The organism is Streptomyces sp. NPDC006711, assembly GCF_042869775.1.
Taxonomy (GTDB): Bacteria; Actinomycetota; Actinomycetes; order Streptomycetales; family Streptomycetaceae; genus Streptomyces.
This window is the reverse complement of sequence record NZ_JBIAGO010000026.1, coordinates 16,448-36,755: the sequence shown is the minus strand read 5'-3', so window position 1 is coordinate 36,755 and position 20,308 is coordinate 16,448. Positions and strand designations below refer to the sequence as shown.

The 20,308-nt window shown below is 72.4% G+C and carries 17 protein-coding genes; 7 read left to right on the top strand and 10 right to left on the bottom strand.

All coding sequences use genetic code 11. From position 1 onward, the window contains the following. From ACFYM2_RS32285 to ACFYM2_RS32275, 3 genes are all read left to right on the top strand, one after another. Positions 1-849, top strand: coding sequence for a 3-hydroxyacyl-CoA dehydrogenase family protein (locus ACFYM2_RS32285; protein WP_388841110.1), 849 nt, complete (start codon positions 1-3; stop codon positions 847-849). Positions 850-988: 139 nt separating this feature from the next. Further along, a complete protein-coding gene (locus ACFYM2_RS32280) occupies positions 989-1,312 on the top strand; it encodes an STAS domain-containing protein (RefSeq protein ID WP_100577458.1) in 324 nt (107 codons plus the stop codon). Positions 1,313-1,649: 337 nt separating this feature from the next. Beyond that, entirely contained in the window at positions 1,650-4,172 is a 2,523-nt protein-coding gene (locus tag ACFYM2_RS32275) for an ATP-binding protein (protein WP_388841107.1), read from the top strand. A 129-nt stretch (positions 4,173-4,301) separates the two neighbouring features. Here the strand turns inward: ACFYM2_RS32275 and nucS are convergent, their stop codons facing one another. After that, on the bottom strand, positions 4,302-4,973 hold the full coding sequence (nucS, locus tag ACFYM2_RS32270) for an endonuclease NucS (protein WP_350232692.1): 672 nt from the start codon (positions 4,971-4,973) through the stop codon (positions 4,302-4,304). A gap of 228 nt (positions 4,974-5,201) precedes the next feature. Between nucS and ACFYM2_RS32265 the strand changes: the two genes are divergently transcribed. Then, positions 5,202-5,594 carry an SCO5389 family protein gene (locus ACFYM2_RS32265; protein ID WP_100577461.1) on the top strand — a complete coding sequence of 131 codons (393 nt, stop codon included), beginning with the start codon at positions 5,202-5,204 and terminating at the stop codon, positions 5,592-5,594. Positions 5,595-5,683: 89 nt separating this feature from the next. On the opposite strand, the gene ACFYM2_RS32260 is transcribed toward ACFYM2_RS32265, so the two are convergent. Beyond that, entirely contained in the window at positions 5,684-6,721 is a 1,038-nt protein-coding gene (locus tag ACFYM2_RS32260; RefSeq protein ID WP_359008085.1) for an LLM class flavin-dependent oxidoreductase, read from the bottom strand. A gap of 215 nt (positions 6,722-6,936) precedes the next feature. On the opposite strand from ACFYM2_RS32260, the gene ACFYM2_RS32255 reads away from it, so the two are divergent. Continuing rightward, positions 6,937-7,269: an ATP/GTP-binding protein gene (locus tag ACFYM2_RS32255; protein ID WP_359008082.1), complete on the top strand. Its 333-nt coding sequence runs from the start codon at positions 6,937-6,939 to the stop codon at positions 7,267-7,269. Between the two features lie 28 nt (positions 7,270-7,297). On the opposite strand, the gene ACFYM2_RS32250 is transcribed toward ACFYM2_RS32255, so the two are convergent. The 7 genes from ACFYM2_RS32250 to mce form a co-directional block, all read right to left on the bottom strand. After that, a complete protein-coding gene (locus tag ACFYM2_RS32250; protein ID WP_388461832.1) occupies positions 7,298-8,149 on the bottom strand; it encodes an ABC transporter permease subunit in 852 nt (283 codons plus the stop codon). Then, the gene (locus ACFYM2_RS32245) at positions 8,146-9,336 is read right to left on the bottom strand and encodes an ATP-binding cassette domain-containing protein (protein WP_388841103.1); all 1,191 of its coding nucleotides are present in this window, start codon (positions 9,334-9,336) and stop codon (positions 8,146-8,148) included. The genes ACFYM2_RS32250 and ACFYM2_RS32245 overlap by 4 nt, the downstream gene beginning before the upstream one ends. 140 nt (positions 9,337-9,476) lie before the next feature. Then, entirely contained in the window at positions 9,477-10,256 is a 780-nt protein-coding gene (locus ACFYM2_RS32240; RefSeq protein WP_359008074.1) for an ABC transporter permease, read from the bottom strand. 3 nt (positions 10,257-10,259) lie between these two features. Then, positions 10,260-11,261: an ATP-binding cassette domain-containing protein gene (locus ACFYM2_RS32235; protein WP_359008071.1), complete on the bottom strand. Its 1,002-nt coding sequence runs from the start codon at positions 11,259-11,261 to the stop codon at positions 10,260-10,262. Positions 11,262-11,353: 92 nt separating this feature from the next. Next, a complete protein-coding gene (locus ACFYM2_RS32230; RefSeq protein WP_114038199.1) occupies positions 11,354-12,292 on the bottom strand; it encodes a cellulose-binding protein in 939 nt (312 codons plus the stop codon). Between the two features lie 113 nt (positions 12,293-12,405). Further along, entirely contained in the window at positions 12,406-16,596 is a 4,191-nt protein-coding gene (gene scy, locus ACFYM2_RS32225) for a polarized growth protein Scy (protein WP_388461835.1), read from the bottom strand. A gap of 198 nt (positions 16,597-16,794) precedes the next feature. Beyond that, positions 16,795-17,244, bottom strand: coding sequence for a methylmalonyl-CoA epimerase (gene mce / locus ACFYM2_RS32220; protein ID WP_388841100.1), 450 nt, complete (start codon positions 17,242-17,244; stop codon positions 16,795-16,797). Positions 17,245-17,416: 172 nt separating this feature from the next. Between mce and ACFYM2_RS32215 the strand changes: the two genes are divergently transcribed. Beyond that, positions 17,417-18,619, top strand: coding sequence for an acetyl-CoA C-acetyltransferase (locus tag ACFYM2_RS32215; protein WP_350232702.1), 1,203 nt, complete (start codon positions 17,417-17,419; stop codon positions 18,617-18,619). Positions 18,620-18,676: 57 nt separating this feature from the next. Next, complete coding sequence (gene meaB / locus ACFYM2_RS32210) at positions 18,677-19,636, top strand: methylmalonyl Co-A mutase-associated GTPase MeaB (protein ID WP_359008061.1); 960 nt, start codon at positions 18,677-18,679, stop codon at positions 19,634-19,636. A 111-nt stretch (positions 19,637-19,747) separates the two neighbouring features. Here meaB and ACFYM2_RS32205 read toward each other — a convergent pair whose 3' ends face one another. Beyond that, positions 19,748-20,224, bottom strand: coding sequence for a MarR family transcriptional regulator (locus tag ACFYM2_RS32205; RefSeq protein WP_359008058.1), 477 nt, complete (start codon positions 20,222-20,224; stop codon positions 19,748-19,750). Between the last annotated feature and the right edge of the window lie 84 nt (positions 20,225-20,308).

The following is a 20,308-nucleotide window of genomic DNA, read 5'->3' as shown; positions in this document are numbered from 1 at the left end:
GTGGCCAGGAAGCTCGCCGTCATCGGAGCCGGACTCATGGGGTCCGGTATCGCGCAGGTCTCTGCCCGGGCGGGCTGGGACGTCGTCCTGCGCGACGTCACCGACGAAGCCCTCACCCGGGGCACCGACGGCATCAAGGCCTCGTACGACAAGTTCGTGAGCAAGGGCAAGCTGGCCGCCGAGGACGCCGAGGCCGCGCTCGCCCGCATCACCACGACCACCGATCTGGACGCCGCCGCCGACGCCGATGTCGTCGTCGAGGCCGTCTTCGAGAAGCTTGAGGTCAAGCACGAGATCTTCCGCACGCTCGACAAGATCGTGCGCCCGGAGACCGTGCTCGCCTCCAACACCTCCGCCATCCCGATCACGAAGATCGCGGCCGCCACCGAGCACCCCGAGCGGGTCGTCGGCGTCCACTTCTTCTCGCCGGTGCCGATGATGCGGCTGTGCGAGCTGGTGCGCGGCTACAAGACGAGCGACGAAACGCTCGCCGCCGCCCGGGAGTTCGCCGAGTCGGTCGGCAAGACCTGCATCGTGGTCAACCGCGACGTGGCCGGCTTCGTCACCACCCGCCTCATCTCGGCGCTCGTCGTCGAGGCGGCCAAGCTGTACGAGTCGGGCGTGGCCAGCGCCGAGGACATCGACCTCGCCTGCAAGCTGGGCTTCGGCCACGCCATGGGCCCGCTCGCCACCGCCGACCTCACCGGCGTGGACATCCTCCTGCACGCCACCAGCAACATCTACACGGAGTCCCAGGACGAGAAGTTCGCCCCGCCGGAGCTGATGCGCCGGATGGTGGACGCCGGTGACATCGGCCGCAAGAGCGGGCAGGGCTTCTACAAGCACTGAACCGCCCGGCACCCCCCGACCTCACCCCATGGGGTGAATTAGGTATCGGTTCGCTCACGGGCGGCAACTTCCCTGCCCGTGCGGCAGTCAGTTGTTGAGTCGGTTGTCGTAAAAGCCAGAGCATCTGTCAGGAGCGCATATGCACATCAGGGGCGACCACGTCGAGCTGGTCGTCGGGGGCCGCCTCGACGTCCGCAGCGCGGCGGACGCCCGTACGGCCCTGCACTCGGCGGTCGACGACGGGGCCGGTGATCTCGTGCTCGACCTCACCGAACTCGACTCGTGGGACGCCACCGGGCTCGGCGTGATCATGGGCGCGCACCGCAGGGCCGGCCGGTGCGGCCGGCGTCTCGTGCTGCGCGGCGTGCCGCCCCAGATGCAGCGCCTCCTGGTCGCCACCCGGCTGCACCGCATCCTCGCGATCGAGGGCGGCATCGTGGCGGAGGCCCTGCCCCGCGTGTAGCCGGCCGCGAGCGCGAAGGCGGCTGCACGCGGCGCGCGAGCGCTCGTACGACCCGGATGCGTCGGGCGCGGGGGCCTATCCCCTTGCCGAAGACGGGCGTTGTCATGACAGGGGTGCGGTAAACGGACTCCGCGCGCAATCCTCACGAGACCATGACGTCCTGGACGGGGCGGCACCCCGGCCGTTCGGAGATACTGTCCCACGGTCTAGGGTTCGGCTTCCCGCCGATCGACGAACCCACACGGCGGGCATCGGACCAGAAGCGACAGCGAAGAGCGAAGTGCGTAAGGGCCGGAGGGGCATTCCTTACGCACCACGCATCTGGGGGGCTTTCACCATGGACCCGACGAGCCGGGGACCGGAAGAGTTCAACCGTGCCGACGACACGGCAGGCGTTGCGGGCGCACACGCGCAACCGGGCGCCGGGCCGCAGCGCCCGCCGCGCGACAAGGAGCCCGCCTCCGCCGAGTTCACCCCGCGCGCCGCCACCCAGGCCCGCACCGTCCAGCTCGTCGCCGGCGACTTCCTGCTGACCGTCAACCCGGTCGACGGCAGCGAGATCGAGAACTGCCCGCCCGGCGCGATACCCCGGCGCGCGCCCCGCCGCGCCGCCGCCGACCGGGCCGAGCACCAAAGAGCCGCCCTGCCGCCCCTGCCGCCGGGGCTCATGAGCCCCACGCCCGCCCTGCTCGAACGGGCCCAGGAGCGCGCCAGGCTCGTACGCCTCCTCGGCCGTGGCCGCTCCGTACGGCTCACCGGGGCCGCAGGCTCAGGCCGCAGCGCCCTGCTGGACGCCGTCGCCGCCGACTGCGCCGAGCTCGCCCCCGACGGCGTCGTACGCCTCTCGGGCCACCGGCGCGGCCCCACCGAGCTGCTGCGTGAGCTGTACGCCACGGTCTTCGACGCCCCCCTGCACCGGCTCGACCGTGCCACCCTGCTCGGCCGGGTCCGTGACATCGGCGCGGTCGTGGTGCTCGACGACCTGGAGTTCGGCGGGTCCACTCTCGAAGAACTGCTCCTTGCCACCCCCGAGTGCGCCTATCTGCTCGCCGCCACGCCCGATGTGCAGGCCCCGCACACCGAGTCGGGCGTCGAGGAGGTCCCGCTCGCGGGCCTCGGCCGCAACGCCTCGCTCGAACTCCTGGAGCAGGCCGTCGACCGGCCGCTCACCGACGAGGAGGCCAACTGGGCGGGCGACCTCTGGTTCGAGTCCCAGGGCCTGCCGCTGCGCTTCGTCCAGGCCGGCGCCCTGCTGCGCCGGCGCGACCGGCTGCGCGGCGAGCCCAACTCCCGTGACCCGTACGGCTTTCCGAAGGACGAGGCCGCCGAGGCGTCGGTGTTCACGGGCGAGGGCCGCGAGGTGCCGTTGCCCTCGCTCGGCGAAGGCGCCGCCCCCGCCGCCCTGCTCGCCTCCCGGCTGAGCGAGGCCGCGCGGGCCACCCTGCGCTTCGCCGTCGCGCTCGGTGGTGAGGTGCCGCACCAGGCGCACCTGCCGGCCCTCGTCGGCGACACCCACGCGGACGCCAGCCTCGGCGAACTCCTCGACAGCGGACTCCTCTCCCCGGCCGGCTCCCGCTACCGGCTCGCGGCGGGCGTCCTGACCCAGCTGGAGAACAGCGGTTACGCCGCGGACGCGGGCGAGCTCGCCCAGAGCGCCGCCCGGCACTACACCTGGTGGACCGGGCACCCTTCGGTCGCCCCCGAACGGGCCGCCATGGAGGCGGACGCGGTGCTCGCCGCGATGAGCGCGCTCGTGCCCGGCGACGAGCCGGGCCACCCCGCCGCCGCGGTCGAACTGGCCCGCACCGCCGCGCCCGTCTTCGCCGCGGGACTGCACTGGGGCGCGTGGGAGCGGGCCCTGAGGATCGGCTCCGAGGCGGCCCGTCTGACCGGCGAGGTCGCCGAAGAGGCGTACTTCCACCACGAATTGGGCGTCCTCGCGCTCTGCAACGGCGGGCTCGACCGGGCCCGCGCCGAGCTGGAGGCATCCATCGGGCTGCGCGGCGCGCTCTCCGACAAGCGCGGCACGGTCGCGGGCCGCCGGGCCCTCGCCCTGGTCGAGGACCGCTCCGGCGAGCCGCTGCCGGGCGGGCGCGCCCTCTTCGGACAGGAGCCGCCGCCGGCCCCTCCAGAGGGGCCCCGCACGCCGCACACGGACCCGTCGTCGGCGGTGGTGACCGCCCAACTCCCCAGCCACGCGGGCCCGCCCACCACCCGCAGGGACACCCCGGTCGGCGCCGCCATGCCCAAGGCGCGCCGCGCCCTGTTCGGCGGCGCCCGGCGCAACCTCGTCGCGGCCGGCGCGGGCGCGCTGCTCGCCGCGGTGCTCGGCACGGTGGTCACCCTCGGCGCGACCTCCAACAGCGGCGGCGACGGCCAGGGCGACGACGTCAAACAGCGGCAGTCCGCGAACGAGGACGGCGGCGGCGACGCGGACACGGGCACCGAAAGCCCGAGCACCGGCGCGAAGCCCGGCGACAACAAGGGGCACGGACCGGTGAGTCCGAGCAAGCCGGGCGCCACCCCAAGGCCCGGCACCTCGGGCCGGCCCGCCCCGGATACCAGCACGACCCCGAGCCACCCGGGCGCCACGGGCCGTCCGTCCCCCGGCGCGTCGACCCCGGGCCCGGGCAAGTCCTCGACCCCCGGCAGGCCCCCCGGCACCGGCACGGGGGCGCCCACGCACCCGACGCCCCCGGACCCGACACCCAACCCGACCAAGTCCGAGCCGCCGACCACCCCCTCGCCGCCGGCCTCCTCGTCGACGCCGGGCAGCGGGGGCACCAGTCCGCCGGGGGGCTCGAACTCCGCCCCTCCCACGTCCTTGGCGCCTGCCGGATCCACGCAGCCCTCGACGTAGGCCACGCACAGCCCGCGCGCGCGTCCGTACGCGTACGCACACGAGAAGGGGCCCGCGGCACTCCGCGGGCCCCTTCCGCCGTGCTCCGAACCGGGGCCGGGCCTGGGCCGGACAGGGGTCGGACCGGGCTCAGAACAGGCGGAGCTTGTCGTCCTCGATGCCGCGCAGGGCGTTGTAGTCCAGCACCACACAGCCGATGCCGCGGTCGGTGGCGAGCACGCGGGCCTGGGGCTTGATCTCCTGGGCCGCGAAGACGCCCTGGACGGGAGCGAGGTGCGGGTCCCGGTTGAGCAGTTCCAGATACCGGGTCAGCTGCTCGACGCCGTCGATCTCGCCGCGCCGCTTGATCTCGATCGCCACCGTCCGGCCGTCGCCGTCCCGGCACAGGATGTCCACCGGGCCGATGGCCGTCGGATACTCGCGGCGGATCAGGGTGTAGCCCTCGCCGAGGGTGTCGATGCGATCGGCGAGCAGTTCCTGGAGGTGTGCTTCCACGCCGTCCTTGATCAGGCCCGGGTCGACGCCCAGTTCGTGGGCGGAATCGTGAAGGATCTCCTCCATCGTGATGATGAGCTTCTCGCCCGCCTTGTTGACGACCGTCCAGACGCCTTCGTCGTCCCCGGTCCCCTCCTTGAGGGTGCAGGGCGGAGACATCCAGTTGAGAGGCTTGTAGGCCCGGTCGTCAGCGTGGATGGACACGCTGCCGTCCGCCTTCACCAGGATGAGACGGGGGGCGGAGGGGAGGTGGGCGGTGAGCCGGCCCGCGTAGTCGACGGAGCAGCGGGCGATGACGAGACGCATGGGGCGCAACGCTACTCGACTCCCCCCGTCGAACGCGATTCGCCCAGGAGTGCACTGTTCGTTATTGGCCGGTTATGTGCCAAGTACCTGCCATCGGCCCCGTATCGCGCCTACCGTGGACGCGGGAGGTTGTCGGCCGCGCACGCTGCGTTGTCGAAAGAGACGGCCGTCATGCTCCCTTTCCCTGCCCGTAAGGCCCCGCTCCCCGGGGTCGCGAGAGGAGAAACCATGTCGCTCGACGTCTCACCGGCCCTACTCGAACAGGCCGAGCGAGGCGAGGTCGACGAAGCCGCCTTCGTCGACTGCGTCCGGACCTCCCTGCCCTACGCGTGGGAGATGATCAGCTCTCTGGTGGCCCAGCTGAAGGTCGACGGCGGAGCGTTCGCCGACAACCAGACGCCACCGCCGGACGAGCAGGCGCGCGGCCAGCTGCTGCGCGCTCTTGCGAGTGACGCCATTCGCGGTGCGCTCCAGCGGCACTTCGGTGTCCGTCTGGCGTTCCAGAACTGCCACCGTGTCGCGGTGTTCCCTCTGGACCCCTCGTCCGATGAGCGGCTTGCCCGCTTCACCTCCATCAGGGGTCAGCTGCTCAACCAGTCCCCGGAGCTTCGGGACTGCTGACGGGCTCGCCACCGCTCCGCGTCGCGGGAGGCACAACTGACGCGGGGCGGGGGCCGGTTGAGGGACCGCGCCGCTTGCCCCTGGTGTGCCTAGGCCAGCAGCGGCAGTACCTCCGAGCCGAGCCTGCGGACGTTCTCCTCGGTGGCGGCCAGGTCGCCCGAGCCCTCGACGAGGAGGGCGAAGCGGGTGATGCCCGTGCGTTCCGATGTGGCGGCCAGCCGGTCGGCGGCCAGCCGGGGGGTGCCCACCGGGTGGATGCCGCAGAGGAATTCGGTGTACGCGACCGGGTCGCGCATCGCGCGCCGGCGGCCGTCCACCGTCACATGGGCGTCAAGCCCCTGCTTCAGCCATCCCGGCATCGACTTGAGCACCGTCTCGGCGGCCCCGGCACCCCGGTCGCCGATCTGCGCGACGCCCGCCGACACATGGCCCGCCGCCGCGACCCGCTCCGGCGCGTGACCGGCCGCGAGCGCTTCCCCGCGCCACAGCGCGACCATCTCCGCCTTCTCCTCGTCGCCGCAGTGCATCCCGAGCAGCATCGGGAGCCCGCGCCGGGCGGCCAGCCGCACGCTCGTGGGGGAGGTGCAGGCCACGATCACCTCGGGGCAGGCGTCGTCGGGCCCGCCGTCCAAAATCTCGGCCGGCCGCGGCACCACCGCGACCTCCCGGAAGGCGAATCGTTCACCCTGGGCGCCGACGCGGGGCTCGCGCAACCAGCGCAGGAGCAGATCGAGCGATTCCGGAAACCCCTGCTCGTACGCGGGGAGTCCGGAGCCGAACACCTCCAGATCGACCCAGGGCCCGCCCCGCCCCACACCGAGCGAGAACCGTCCGCCGGAGGTGAGGTGCAACAGCGCGGCCTGCTCGCCGAGCGTCACCGGGTGGGACGTCGGCAGCACGCAGACCGCGGTGCCGACCCTGATCCGCCGGGTGCGCCCGAGCAGTAACGCCGCCAGCGTCACGGCGGACGGGCACACGCCGTACGGTACGAAGTGGTGCTCGGCCAGCCACACCGCGTCGAGCCCGGCCTCCTCGGCCACTTCGACGGACCGGACCGCCCGATGGAGCGTTTCTCCCTGCCCTTGGCCAGGGAACTGGGCTGCCAGTACAAAAGTGCCCACACGCATCGCCTTCTGCCTCCTTGCGGCCGACGCGGCTTCCCCCCTCTTACTGGCAAGAACGTCTGACAAGTGCCAAGGGCACGGCCAGGCGCCAACTTCTTGCGATTGTCCGCTAAAAGTCCCTCGAAAGGGTGACGGTCGCAGGTCCTCCCCGGACGGGTACCCGCACCGCGTGGGCCTAGGCTGGAGAGAAACGTCCGCCCGCCCCATGAGGTGTCCACGTGTCCCCGCGCCGCAACCGCCCCAAGGGCGGCGACAAGCCGTCCGAGTCCGAGAGCCGGGCGGCCACCGGTGACCGCTTCGGCCTCCAGGGCACCGAGTTCTGGCAGGGCGAGGAGTGGTCGGTGCGGCACGTGGCGGGCGCCAGCGCCGCCGGCAAGCGCTACCGCTGCCCGGGCTGCGACCAGGAGATCCCCTCCGGCGCGCCGCACCTGGTCGCCTGGCCCGAGTACGGGGGCGTGGACGAGCGCAGGCACTGGCACAAGGCCTGCTGGAACGCGAAGGACCGCCGCACCACGCGGGTGCAGCGGTCCAGGAACGCGCCCCGGTACTGAGAGCCGCCGGGGCCGGTGCCGAACGCGCCTATACGTCCCGCGTCTTGAGCGAGAGGTAGGCCCCGCCGAGCGCGACGGCGGTGATCCCGGTGATGATCCCCAGGGAGCCCCAGCCGCTCGGCCCCGAACTCGTGACGTAGCCGCCGTAGAAGGAGATCATCTGGCTGGGGATCGAGTAGGACATGAGGAAGTTCCGCACGTCGGTCAGCGAATCGGTGTACATGAACAGCGCCAGGACCATCGGGAGCAGCACCACCCCGATCATGATGGTGATCGACCCCGCCGAGTGCCGGATCACCGTGCCCACCGCGAGCGAGAGCAGCCCGAGCATCGCGACGTAGAGCCCGATGCCGACGGTGGCGCGCAGCCACTCATCGCCGGACGGCGTCGATCCGTACGGCACCATCGCGTTCTGGCAGACGGCCACGATCGTGGCGCCCGCCGTCACGATGGCGAACGCGATCAGGAAGAACACCACCGACTTCGCGGCCAGGATCCGCCCCCGGCTCGGGCAGGCCATGAACGTCGTACGGATCATCCCTGTGCCGTACTCCGAGGTGATCGTCAGCACGCCGAGCGTGATCACACACAGGGAGCCGAGCAGCACACCGTAGGCGCCGAGCACCAGGACCGAGGTGTCCTTGGTGTCGTGGCTCGTGGACCTGACGACGAAGCCGATGAGCAGGCCGAGGCCCAGCAGGAGCACGAGGAGGATGCCGAGCGTCCACAGGGTGGAGCGCACGGACCGGATCTTGGTCCACTCGGAGGCGAGCGCGTCGCGGAAGGTGGCGGGCCGCACGGCGATCGGGGAGGTGTACGTGCCGAGCGGTCCGCCCGGCCCCTGCGGGAGGGGCGGCTGCTGCTGGTGAGGGGTTGTCATCGGGTGTCCTCGGGCGTGGTCGGTGCGGCGTCGGCGGGGCCGGCGGGCTCCTGGGGGACCGGGGGAGCGGCCGGGAGCCCTGCGGCCTCCGGGAGCGGCGGCTGCGGCTCGGGCGCCCCGGTCGTCGGCCGCCGGGTGCCCGACGGGTCCGCGTACGGGTTCGGGCTGGGCGGCGGCGGGGCGTACCAGCCCCGCGTCGGCACCTCGGGGATCACCGGCGGCGGCGCGTACCCGGGCGGCGTCTCGGCCCGCAGGCCCGCCTTCTCGTCCGTGGTGGAGCGGTAGTCGACCGCGCTCTGCGTCAGCCGCATGTACGCCTCCTCCAGGGAGGCCTGGTGCGGCGAGAGCTCCCACAGGCGTACGTCCGCCTCGTGGGCCACCTCGCTGATGCGGGGCAGCGCGAGCCCGGCCACCCGCAGCGCGCCGTCCGGCTCGGGGAGCACCTGGCCGCCGGCCTCGGTCAGCGCGGCCGTCAGCTTCTCGCGCTGGGCGGGTTCGGCGGCGGGGGTGCGGACGCGCGCGAAGTCCGCGGAGTTGCGCGAGATGAACTCGGTGACGCTCAGGTCCGCGAGGAGCCGGCCCCGGCCGATCACGATGAGATGGTCGGCGGTCAGGGCCATCTCGCTCATGAGGTGCGAGGAGACGAACACGGTGCGGCCCTCGGCGGCGAGCCGCTTCATCAGGTTGCGCACCCACAGAATGCCCTCGGGGTCGAGGCCGTTGACCGGCTCGTCGAAGAGCAGCACCGCCGGGTCGCCGAGCAGGGCGGCGGCGATGCCCAGGCGCTGGCCCATGCCGAGCGAGAAGCCCTTCGAGCGCCGGGTGGCGACGTCCTGGAGCCCGACCACGCCGAGCACTTCGTCGACCCTGCGGGCCGGGATGCCGGAGAGCTGGGCGAGCGAGAGGAGGTGGTTGCGGGCGCTGCGGCCGCCGTGCACCGTCTTGGCGTCGAGCAGGGCGCCGACCTGGCGCGGGGCGTTGGGCAGGCGGTTGAAGGGGTGGCCCCCGATGGTGACGTGTCCCGCGCTCGGCTGGTCGAGGCCGAGGATCATGCGCATGGTCGTGGACTTCCCCGAGCCGTTGGGCCCGAGGAAGCCGGTGACCGCGCCCGGCCGCACCTCGAAGGAAAGGTTGTGCACGGCTGTCTTGGCGCCGTAGCGCTTCGTCAGGCCGACTGCCTCGATCATTCTCCAGCCCCATCGACGGTGTGGTCGTCGGGGCGGTGTCCGGCGCACGGCCGGCATGCCCCCGTATGAGTGAGGAGCTTATCCAGGCCTTGACGGTTCCGGCTCAGTCGTGATCGCCGGCCCCACGGTCACCGCGTGCCTCAGGCGTCCCGCTGCCTGAGGACCAGATAGCCCCCGGCCAGCGCCGCGATCACCCACAGCGCCATGATGCCGAGACCGGCCCAGGGCCCGTACGGCGCCGGGTCGCTGTTCATGGCGTCCGGGACCACCTGCATGATCTTCGAGCCGGCTCGGTCCGGGAAGTAGCGGGCGACGTCCTTGGCGCCCGGCACGGCGGACAGGATCTGCGAGACGAGGAAGAAGAACGGCATCAGGATGCCGAGCGAGAGCATGGAACTGCGCAGCATCGCGGCCACGCCCATCGAGAACAGCGCGATCAGCGCCATGTAGAGCCCGGCGCCGATGACCGCGCGCAGCACATGGGGCTCGCCGATCGTGGTCCTGTGCGGGCCGAGCAGCGCCTGGCCGAGGAAGAAGGTCAGGAAGCTGGTCACCAGGCCCACCACGAGTGCCAGCGCGGTGGCCACCGTGACCTTGGAGAAGAGGAAGGTGGCGCGCCGGGGTACGGCGGCGAGCGAGGAACGGATCATGCCCGAGCTGTACTCGGTGCCGACGACCAGGACGCCGAAGACGACCATCGCCAGCTGGCCGAGGATCATTCCGGAGAAGCTGATGAGCGTCGGGTCGAAGGTCAGCCGCTCGGCGGGCTTGAGGTCGTCGAACTGCGTCCGCATCAGGGCGCAGAGCGCCGCGCCGATCGCGACCGTGGCGATCAGGGCGCTGGCCAGCGTCCAGATGGTGGAGGAGACCGTACGGATCTTGGTCCACTCGGACTTGAGCACCGCGGCTACCGCTGCCATGGCTCAGACCCCCTTGCCCTGGTCGGTCGCGCCCCAGCGCGGCGTCGGCTGCCCCGCGCCCCAGTCGGGCGGCGCCACGGGCGGCCCGCCCGGTGTGGTGGCGCCGTGCGCGTGGTACTCCACGGAACCCGCCGTCATCTGCATGAACGCCTCTTCGAGCGAGGCCTGCTGGCCGGACAGTTCGTGCAGGACGAGCTGGTGGCGGGCGGCCAGTTCACCCAGTGCCTCGATCCTGCCGTTGTCGACTTCCACGGCGCCGTCGCCGGTCTGGACGAAGGCGATGCCGGCCTCGCCGAGCACGTCCAGAAGCCGTTCCCACTGCGGCGAACGCAGCCGTACGAAACTCCGCGAGTTCTGCCGGATGAAATCGGCCATCGATGTATCGGCGAGCAGTCGGCCCTGCCCGATAACGATCAAGTGATCCGCCGTGAGCGCCATTTCGCTCATCAGGTGGGACGAAACGAAGATCGTCCGTCCCTCACTCGCGAGTTGCTTCATCAGATTGCGGATCCAGTGAATTCCCTCGGGGTCCAGACCATTGACGGGTTCGTCGAACATCAGGATCTCGGGGTCGCCGAGCAGCGCGGAGGCGATTCCCAGGCGCTGGCCCATGCCGAGCGAGAACCCCTTCGCCTTCTTCTTCGCCACCGCCGTCAGACCCACCGTGTCCAGGACCTCCAAGACCCGAGACGCCGGGATCCGGTTGGACTGGGCCAGGCACAGCAGATTGTTGTAGGCGGTGCGGCCGCCGTGCATCGCCTTGGCGTCGAGCAGCGCCCCGATGTACTTCAGCGGCTCGGCCAGCTCGCGATAGTGCTTGCCGTCGATGCGTACGGTGCCGCTGGTCGGGTTGTCCAGATCGAGCAGCATGCGCATGGTCGTCGACTTGCCGGCTCCGTTGGGCCCCAGGAAGCCGGTCACCACACCCGGTCTGACCTGGAAGGAGAGCTGGTCGACCGCGACCTTGCGGCCGTAGCGCTTGGTAAGGCCCTCAAGCTCGATCATGCGGCCACGCTAGACGTCGACAAAGCCCCCCGCCACTGGAATGGCAGGGGGCTTCACGTTTTTTTCGCGGCCCACGGGGGAAGGTCCGCGAACTAGCGGGACTGCTGCGCCGGAACGCCGCGCGAGACGGGCTCGTCGTCGACCGGGGAACCGGCGGCGGCCACGGCCGCGCCGGTCAGCGTCGCCAGCATCTCGCGGACGTTGGTGAGCTGCGCGTTGATCGAGTCGCGGCGGTTGGTGAGCGCCGCGAGCTCCCGCTCGGATTCCGAACGGATGCGGTCCGCCTTGGCGTTGGCGTCGGCCACGATGTCCTCGGCCTGGCGCTGCGCCGTCTCCACCGTCTGGCGCGCCCGGCGCTCCGCGTCCGTACGCAGCTTCTCGGCCTCCAGGCGCAGCTGCTCCGCGCGGTGCTCGATCTCCGCGAGACGCTTCTCGGCCTTGGCCTGACGCGACGCCAGGTCGCGCTCGGACTGCTCGCGGCGCTTGGCCAGGTTGGTCTCGAAGTCCGCGGCGGCCTGGGCGGCCTTGGCGCGGGTCTCCTCGAAGAGAGCGTCCGCCTCCTCGCGCTTGGACTGCGCGTCCTTCTGCGCCTCGGAACGGAGCTGAGAGGCGTCACCCTTCGCCTTCTCGACGATCCGTACGCCCTCGTCCTCGGCCTTCGCCTTGCGCTCGGAGGCGAACGACTCGGCGTCGTTGCGCACCTGCTGGGCGGCGGACTCCGCCAGTTCGCGGTGCTGCTCGGCGGCCCGGCGGGCCTCCTCGCGCAGGTCCTTGGCCTCTTCCTCGGCGAGCCGCAGGATCTTTTCGACCCGCGCGCCGAGTCCCGCGTACGACGGCTCCGCGTCGTTCACCTGGGCCTGGGCGTTCTGCGTTTCGAGGTGAAGCTCCTCGATGCGCTTTTCCAGAGAAGTGATCCGTGCCAGAGCGCTGTCACGGTCGGCGACGAGCTTGGTAATGCGGTCATCCACCTGACCGCGGTCGTAACCGCGCCGCACGAGCTCGAAGCCGAAGGGGGAGGAAGTGTCGCTCATGGGGTTCCTGTCGAATGAGACCGGTGAGGTGATAAGGGAATCCTAGGGGCCCAAGCGGCGTGTCATCGAGCGGATGCCCGTTTGATCTGGAGAATGTCCAGCCTTTTGAGTGGCTAGCCCTCGGAGGACTTGCCACTCGAACGTGTTGCTCCGGCCGCCGCACCAGCCTTGACACCTGCGGAGGAACCGCCGCCCGACCCGGATTTGCCGCCCCCGGCCGGCGCCTCGAAGGATTCCAACGCCTCAAGTACGTCCTGGACACGGGAGATCTCGGCGTTGATGTCCTGCCGGCGCCGCACCAGCACGTCCAGTTCGCGCTTGCCCTCCTCCACCGTGCGGCGCGCCTCGGCCTCGGCCTCGTCGCGCAGCGCGGTCGCCTCGCGGATCAGCTCGGCCTTCTTGGTCTCGGCCTCCTTGAGCAGCGCCTCCGCCTTCTTCACCGCGGCGATACGGACCTTGCCCGCCTCGGTGTTGGCGTCCGACACCAGCGCCTTGGCCTTGGCCTCCGCCTCGGCGGCCTGCTCGGTCGCCGCCTTCACCAGCTTGTCGACGCGCTCGCCCGCCGTCCTCATCTGCTCGGCGCTCTCGCGGCGGGCCCGGTCGTGCAGCTCCTCGATCTCCGCCTCGGTGCGCGCCCGCGCCTCCTCGGTGCGCTCCCTTATGGCGGTGGCGTCCTGACGGGCACCCGCCAGCAGCTCGTCCGCGTCCGTACGGGCCTTCTCCACCAGCGTGTTGCCCTCCACGGTGGACTCCGCGACGATCCGCTCCGCCTCCTTGCGGGCCGCGCCGACCATCGTGTCGGCCTGCTCCTCGGCCTCGGTTGCGGCGCGCAGCGCCTCCTCCCGCGCCTTGTTGATGAGCTGGTCGGCCTGCTCGGCGGCGTCGGCGCGGCGCTTGGCGGCGGCCGTGCGTGCCTCGTCGAGCAGCCGGTCCGCCTCCTCGCGCGCCTCGGTACGCGTCTTCTCCGCGGCCTCGTCCGCGCGGGCACGGTTCTTCTCGGCCTCGGCCCGGATGCGCTCGGCGGCCTGCTGGGCCGAACCCACCGTCTCCGCGGCCTCCGCGCGCAGCCGCTCGGCCTCGCCGCTCGCCTCCGCGATGAGCTGGTCGGCCTGCGTGGCCGCGTCCGAGCGCCGCTTGTCGGCGGCCCGGCGTGCCTCGTCGAGCAGCCGCTCGGCCTCGGCACGGGCTTCGCTTATGGTCTGCTCCGCCTCGGCGTTGGCCGCGCCGAGCGTGGAACCGGCGTCGGCGCGCGCCTCGGTGGTGACCAACTCGGCATACGCGTTCGCCTCGTTGGTGGTGCGCTCGGCGTCCGCGTGCGCCTTGCTCGTGACGCGCTCGGCCTCCTCGCGGGCGGCCGTCGTGACCGCGTCGGCCTCGGCGATCGCGGCGGCGGTGACCCGCTCGGCCTCCTCGCGCGCCTCGGCGCGCAGCGCGTCGGCCTCGGCCTGGCCCTCCACGCGGACCTGCTGGGCCTCGCCGACCAGACGCTCCGCCTCGGCGGTGGACTCCGCGGCGAGCCGCTCCGCCTCCGCCGTCGCCTCGGTGACCAGACGGTCGGCCTGGCTCGCGGCGTCGGAGCGGATCCGGTTGGCGTCCTCGCGGGCCTCGGCCCGGGTGCGGGCCGCGTCCTGCTCGGAGGAGGCCAGCGCGTCGGAGGCCTCCGTCCGCATGCGCTGCGCGTACTCGGCGGCGTCCGAACGGGCCTTCTGCGCCTCGGCCATGGCGTCCGCGACGGTCCGCTCGGCCAGCGCCTTGGCGGCCTCGGACTCCTCCTGGGCCCGGGCCCTGACCCGGCTCGCGTCCTCGCCCGCGCGCTCGCGCTCGGCGTGCGCGTCGGCGCGGACCCGGTCCGCCTCCTCCTGCGCCTCACTCGTGGTGCGCTCGGCCGCGTGCTCGGCGGCGCTGCGCAGCCCGGCGATCTCCTGCTCGGCCTCCTCGCGGAGCCCGGCCACGGAGTCCCGTACGTCCTTGGCGGTCTGCTCGGCCGTCGATACCAGCTCGGTGGCGCGCCGGTCGGCCTCCTCGCCGAGCCGCTGCGCCTCGGCCTGCGCCTCCTCCACCCGCTTGCGGGCGGAGGCAAGCAGCTCCTCGCTCTGCTCGCGGGCCTGGGCACGCTCCGAATCGGCCTCGGCGCGCGCCGAGCCCAGCGTCTCCTCGGCCTCGCGGCGGCGCCGTACGGCCTCCTCCTGCGCTGCGGCCAGTGCCTCCGCTGCCTCGGCGCCGACCCGCTCGGCGGCGGCCGCTGCCTCGGCGCGCATCCGGTCGGCGGCCTCCTGCGCCTCGTACTTCAGGCGCTCGGCCTCCGTCGCGGCCTCGGTGCGCAGCCGCACGGCCGCGTTCTCCGCCTCCGAACGCGCGGTCGAGGCGTCGGCGGCGGCCTCGGCGCGCAGCCGCTCGGCCTCCTGCTCGGCCTGCGCCTGGAGCGTACGGATCCGCTCGGCGGCCTCCGTGCGGATGCGCTCGGTCTCCTCCGCCGCCTCGCGCCGGATCCGCTCGCCCTCGGCGCGGGCGTCGGTGAGGGCCTGCTCGGCGGCGGCGTGGCGCTGCTCGGCCTCGGCGTGCAGCCGGGCCAGTTCCTCTGCGGCCTCGGCCTGACGGGCCGCTATCGCCCGCTCGGTCTCCTCGCGCAGGCGCGCGGCGCCCTCTTCGGCGTCCGCGGTGGTCCGCTCGGCCTGCTCCTCGGCCTCCGCGCGCATCCGCTCGGCCTCGGCGCGGGTGCGCTCCAGGGTCTCCTCGGCCTGCTTGCGCAGCGTGCCGGCCCGCTCGACGGCCTCATTGCGCACCCGCTCGGACTCGTTGCCCGCCGTCGTGCGCAGCTCCTCCGCGTCCGCCTTCGCCTTGGCCAGCAGCTCCTCGGCGGTCCTGGCCGCCTCCTCGATCTGCTGGATGGCCTCGCGCCGCGCCTCGCCCCTGATGCGCTCGCCCTCGGCGACCGCATCGGCGCGCAGCTGCTCGGCCTCGCCGCGCAGCCGACGCGCCTCCTCCTGGAGCTCGACCGTCTTGGCCCGGTACTCCTTGGTGTCGTCCTTGGCCGCGCCCTTGAGCTCGTCGGCCTGCTCGGCCGCCTCGCCGCGCAGCCGCTCGGCCTCGGCCTCCGCCTCCCGGCGGATCCGCTCGGCCTCCTCGGACGCCTTGCGGGTGGTCTCACGGGCGTCCTCGGACGCCTTGGTCAGTACCTCCTCGGCCGTGCGCGCCGCCTTGGCGAGCTGGGCCGCGGTGTCCTCGGCCGCGCTCGTGCGGGCCGACTCGGCGGCCTCGGTGCGCAGCCGCTCGGCCTCCGCCTTCGCGTCCGCGAGCGCCTGCTCGGCCTCCGCCTTGAGGGTCTCGGACTCCTTGGTGGCCTCCGCGACAAGACGCGCGATCTCGGTCTTCGCGGTCCTGGTGCGCTGCTCGTTGGCGGACTCGGCGCTCGCGACCTGCTTGGCCGCGGCCTCCTTCGCCTCGCTGACCGCGCGCTCGGCCTCGGCCCGCGCCTCGCGCAGCGCGGCCTCCGCCTCCTGCATCCGCTGCTCGGCGGCGCGGCTCAACTCGGCCGCATGCTGGCGTGCCTGGTCGGCCTCCGCGGTGGTGGTCGTACGCAACTGCTCGGCGTGCGCGGTGGCTTCCTGGGCCTGGGCGGAGGCGGCGGTCAACAGCCGCTCGGCGTCCTTGCGTGCGCGCAGCAGGGTGGCCTCGGCCTCCGCACGCGCCGACTCGGCCTCGGCGCCGAGGCGTTGACGGGCCTCCTCGGCGATCCGGGTGGCTTCCGCGCGGGCGGCGGCGAGGGACTGCTCGGCCTCCGCGCGCGACTCCTCCATGAGCCGGCGGGCCTGCGCCTCGGTACGGGCGCGCAGTTGCTCGGCCCACGCCACGTTCTCGTTGACGTGCGACTCGACGGTCGCGCGGCGCTCGGCCAGCTCCTGGTCGAGGCGCTGACGGCGGTTGACGGCCTCGGCGTGCAGCTCGGCCTGGAGGCGCGCCTGGTGCTCGGCGTGCTCCTGGAGGATGCGCTGGGTCTGGGCGCGGGCGTCACGCAGTTCGCGTTCGGCGTCGGTGCGCAACTGCTCGGCCTGCATCTGGGCGTTGCGCAGCAGCTGTTCGGCCTGGTAGCCGACGTTCGCCGTGTCGTAGGCGGGACGGGTCGCGAGATTGCGGCGCGCCTCGTGGAGCTTGGCGCGCAGCACTTCGACCTGGTAGCCGAGATCCTCGGCGTGCTGAACGGCCTTCTCCCGCTCGGTCTTCAGCCGCTCCATCTCGGCCTCGAACCGCGAGAGGTGGTCGTCAGGCCGGTGGCTCTGGCTCTCCTGGCGTTCGTAGCCCCGCACTGCGCGGTCCCATCCGTCCCCTGGTCGCGAACACTGCCCCAACGAGCACCGTCCGACCGCTCACGACGGACGGGGCCCCCGGTGATGGTGTCAGATCACAGCAGGGGCGTGGGTCCCAGGCCCCGACCCGACCCCGGCCCGGAACCGCCCACTGTACCGGGCCGAGTATCCGGAGGTCCGGCCTCCATCCGTGCGGGCTCAGTGGGCGGTGGTGTCCGTGCTGTCCTGGGGGGCGGACGTGACGAGTTCGGTGAGCACGCCGTGACAGTCCTTGGGGTGCAGGAAGGTGATCTGCGAGCCCATGGATCCGGTGCGCGGCCGGTCGTACAGGACCCGTACGCCCTTGTCCCGGATGGCCTCGGAGTCGGCGGTGACGTCCCCGGTGCCGAAGGCGATGTGGTGGACGCCCTCGCCGTTCTTGGCGAGCCACTTGCCGACCGCGGAGTCCTCGCGGGTCGGTTCGAGGAGCTGGAGGTAGGAGGCGCCGCCGTCGGACGTCTCGTTGATCTTGAGCATGGCCTCGCGCACGCCCTGTTCCTCGTTGACCTCGGTGTGGAACACCTCGAAGCCGTAGGTGGCACGGTAGAACTCGACGGTCTTGTCGAGGTCGAGACAGGCGATCCCGATGTGGTCGATTCGCGTCAGCATGGGTCCAGTGCAGCGCCCCCGGGGGCGGTTACGCAACGTGCGCGCGATCACACCGGCTGCCCGGTGACGTGGGCAGTACCGCTCAGTACATTCGCAGTGCACCTCCTGCCTGGGGGTATCGCCCCCCAGACCCCCTCTCGTTCACACCTCACCTCCCTAAGGGCCGTGCCTCATGTCTGGAACGACCGGTACCACCTCAGTGATCGTCGCGGGCGCCCGTACGCCCATGGGCCGCCTCCTCGGCTCCCTCAAGTCCTTCTCCGGCGCCGACCTCGGCGGCTTCGCCATCAAGGCGGCCCTGGACCGGGCCGGCATCGGCGGCGACCAGGTGCAGTACGTGATCATGGGGCAGGTGCTCACCGCGGGCGCCGGCCAGATCCCCGCGCGCCAGGCCGCGGTCAAGGCCGGCATCCCGATGAGCGTGCCCGCCCTCACCGTCAACAAGGTGTGCCTCTCGGGTCTGGACGCGATCGCGCTGGCCGACCAGCTGATCCGCGCCGGTGAGTTCGAGATCGTGGTGGCCGGCGGCCAGGAGTCCATGACCAACGCCCCGCACGTGCTGCCGGGGTCCCGTGAGGGCTTCAAGTACGGCGCGATCGAGATGCTGGACTCGATGGCGCACGACGGTCTGACCGACCCCTTCGACCACGTTCCGATGGGTGAGGCGACCGAGCGGCACAACGTCCACCTCGGCATCGCTCGCGCCGAGCAGGACGAGGTCGGCGCCGCCTCCCACCAGCGCGCCGCGGCCGCCCAGAAGAACGGCGTCTTCGAGGCCGAGATCACCCCCATCGAGATCCCGCAGCGCAAGGGCGACCCGGTCCTGTTCGCCAAGGACGAGGGCATCCGCGCGGACACGACCGTCGCCTCGCTCGCCAAGCTGCGCCCGGCCTTCGCCAAGGACGGCACCATCACGGCAGGCACCGCCTCGCAGATCTCCGACGGCGCGGCCGCGGTGGTCGTGATGTCCAAGGCCAAGGCCGAGGAGCTGGGCCTTGAGTGGATCGCCGAGATCGGCGCGCACGGCAATGTGGCGGGCCCCGACAGCTCGCTCCACTCGCAGCCCTCGAACGCGATCAAGCACGCGGTCGCCAAGGAGGGCATCACGGTCGGGGACCTCGACCTGATCGAGATCAACGAGGCCTTCGGCGCGGTCGCCGTGCAGTCAATGAAGGACCTCGGGGTGTCCCTGGAAAAGGTGAATGTCAACGGTGGCGCGATCGCGCTCGGCCACCCGATCGGCATGTCGGGCGCCCGCCTGGTGCTGCACCTCGCCCTCGAACTGAAGCGGCGCGGCGGCGGTGTGGGCGCGGCCGCGCTGTGCGGCGGCGGCGGCCAGGGCGACGCGCTGATCGTGCGCGTCCCGGGCAAGTAGTCACGGACGAGCGGTTCCCTGATCCCTGCGGTGCGTACGCGACTGAACGGAGCGGCAATGGTGGACGTCCCCCAACTGGTGGCCCAGGCGCGAGAGGGCAGGCCCCGGGCCGTCGCCCGGCTGATCTCGCTGGTCGAGGGGGCGTCCCCGCAGCTGCGCGAGGTGATGGCGGCGCTGGCCCCGCTCGCCGGCAACGCGTACGTGGTGGGCCTGACCGGATCGCCCGGTGTCGGCAAGTCGACGTCCACCTCGGCGCTGGTGACCGCCTACCGCAGGGCGGGCAAGCGGGTCGGCGTGCTCGCGGTCGACCCCTCGTCGCCCTTCTCCGGCGGCGCCCTGCTCGGTGACCGGGTCCGGATGTCCGACCACGCGTCCGACCCCGGCGTCTACATCCGCTCGATGGCCACCCGCGGCCATCTGGGCGGGCTGGCGTGGGCCGCGCCGCAGGCGATCCGGGTCCTGGACGCGGCGGGGTGCGAGGTGATCCTCGTCGAGACGGTGGGCGTCGGGCAGTCCGAGGTCGAGATCGCCTCGCAGGCCGACACCTCGGTGGTGCTGCTCGCGCCCGGCATGGGCGACGGCATCCAGGCGGCCAAGGCCGGCATCCTGGAGATCGGCGACGTGTACGTGGTCAACAAGGCGGACCGGGACGGCGCGGACGCCACCGCGCGCGAGCTCAACCACATGCTGGGCCTCGGCGAAGCGCGCGGCCCCGGCGACTGGCGCCCGCCCATTGTCAAGACGGTGGCGGCCCGCGCCGAGGGCGTCGATGAGGTCGTGGAGGCCCTGGAGAAGCACCACGCGTGGATGGCCGAGCACGGCGTCCTCGGTGAGCGCCGCAGGGCCCGCGCCGCCCGCGAGGTCGAGACCATCGCGGTCACCGCCCTGCGCGAGCGCATCGGATCCCTCCACGGCGACCGGCGTCTTGACGCGCTCGCCCAGCGCATCGTCGACGGCGAACTCGACCCGTACGCGGCCGCCGACGAACTCGTGGCGAGCCTCACCGAGACCGCCTGACCGCCTGGCCGCCCGACCGCCTGGCCCGCTCCCGCGACAGCCCCGGGCCCGCCGTCAACCGACCTGCGGGCACCGGGAGTTGGGGCCTGACGCAACCCGGAGCCGCCGGGATCAGATCTTGCCGCGATGCCCGCGCAGGTGCTCGGCGACCGGCGTCAGTGACTCGCGTAGATCCGCGAGCGCTTCGCCGGACAGCAGGTCGATGAAGTGGCGCCGCACGGACGCCACATGGTGCGGGGCGACCTTCTCCATGGTCTCGGCGCCCTGCTCGGTCAGGACGGCGAAGAGCCCGCGCCGGTCCGACTCGCAGTTCTCGCGCCGCACCAGGCCGGCGGTCTCCATGCGGGTGATCTGGTGCGAGAGACGGCTCTTGGACTGGAGGGTGGCGGCCGCGAGGTCGCTCATCCGCATCCGCTTGTCCGCCGACTCCGAGAGGTTCACCAGGATCTCGTAGTCGTTGTTGGTCAGGCCGAACGGCTGAAGGTCCTTCTCCATCTGGTACGTCAGCATCCTGTTGACGTCCAGATAGGTGCGCCAGGCGCACTGCTCGTCGTCGCTCAGCCAGTTCGTGGCCGTCTCGGTCTCCATATGTGGATTCTACCTAAGAAGTTGAATTCTGAACCAAGTATGGGTATGTGACGCCCGGCACCCGGCATCCGGGCACACGCGTCG

What these genes read in the sequence shown, in the direction of transcription:
- ACFYM2_RS32250 (WP_388461832.1), bottom strand. Translation starts at nt 8,149, where the DNA reads ATGACAACCCCTCACCAGCAGCAGCCGCCCCTCCCGCAGGGGCCGGGC.
- meaB (WP_359008061.1), top strand. Translation starts at nt 18,677, where the DNA reads ATGGTGGACGTCCCCCAACTGGTGGCCCAGGCGCGAGAGGGCAGGCCC.
- ACFYM2_RS32230 (WP_114038199.1), bottom strand. Translation starts at nt 12,292, where the DNA reads ATGAGCGACACTTCCTCCCCCTTCGGCTTCGAGCTCGTGCGGCGCGGT.
- ACFYM2_RS32275 (WP_388841107.1), top strand. Translation starts at nt 1,650, where the DNA reads ATGGACCCGACGAGCCGGGGACCGGAAGAGTTCAACCGTGCCGACGAC.
- ACFYM2_RS32215 (WP_350232702.1), top strand. Translation starts at nt 17,417, where the DNA reads ATGTCTGGAACGACCGGTACCACCTCAGTGATCGTCGCGGGCGCCCGT.
- nucS (WP_350232692.1), bottom strand. Translation starts at nt 4,973, where the DNA reads ATGCGTCTCGTCATCGCCCGCTGCTCCGTCGACTACGCGGGCCGGCTC.
- ACFYM2_RS32205 (WP_359008058.1), bottom strand. Translation starts at nt 20,224, where the DNA reads ATGGAGACCGAGACGGCCACGAACTGGCTGAGCGACGACGAGCAGTGC.
- ACFYM2_RS32265 (WP_100577461.1), top strand. Translation starts at nt 5,202, where the DNA reads ATGTCGCTCGACGTCTCACCGGCCCTACTCGAACAGGCCGAGCGAGGC.
- ACFYM2_RS32280 (WP_100577458.1), top strand. Translation starts at nt 989, where the DNA reads ATGCACATCAGGGGCGACCACGTCGAGCTGGTCGTCGGGGGCCGCCTC.
- ACFYM2_RS32260 (WP_359008085.1), bottom strand. Translation starts at nt 6,721, where the DNA reads ATGCGTGTGGGCACTTTTGTACTGGCAGCCCAGTTCCCTGGCCAAGGG.
- ACFYM2_RS32240 (WP_359008074.1), bottom strand. Translation starts at nt 10,256, where the DNA reads ATGGCAGCGGTAGCCGCGGTGCTCAAGTCCGAGTGGACCAAGATCCGT.
- mce (WP_388841100.1), bottom strand. Translation starts at nt 17,244, where the DNA reads ATGCTGACGCGAATCGACCACATCGGGATCGCCTGTCTCGACCTCGAC.
- ACFYM2_RS32235 (WP_359008071.1), bottom strand. Translation starts at nt 11,261, where the DNA reads ATGATCGAGCTTGAGGGCCTTACCAAGCGCTACGGCCGCAAGGTCGCG.
- ACFYM2_RS32245 (WP_388841103.1), bottom strand. Translation starts at nt 9,336, where the DNA reads ATGATCGAGGCAGTCGGCCTGACGAAGCGCTACGGCGCCAAGACAGCC.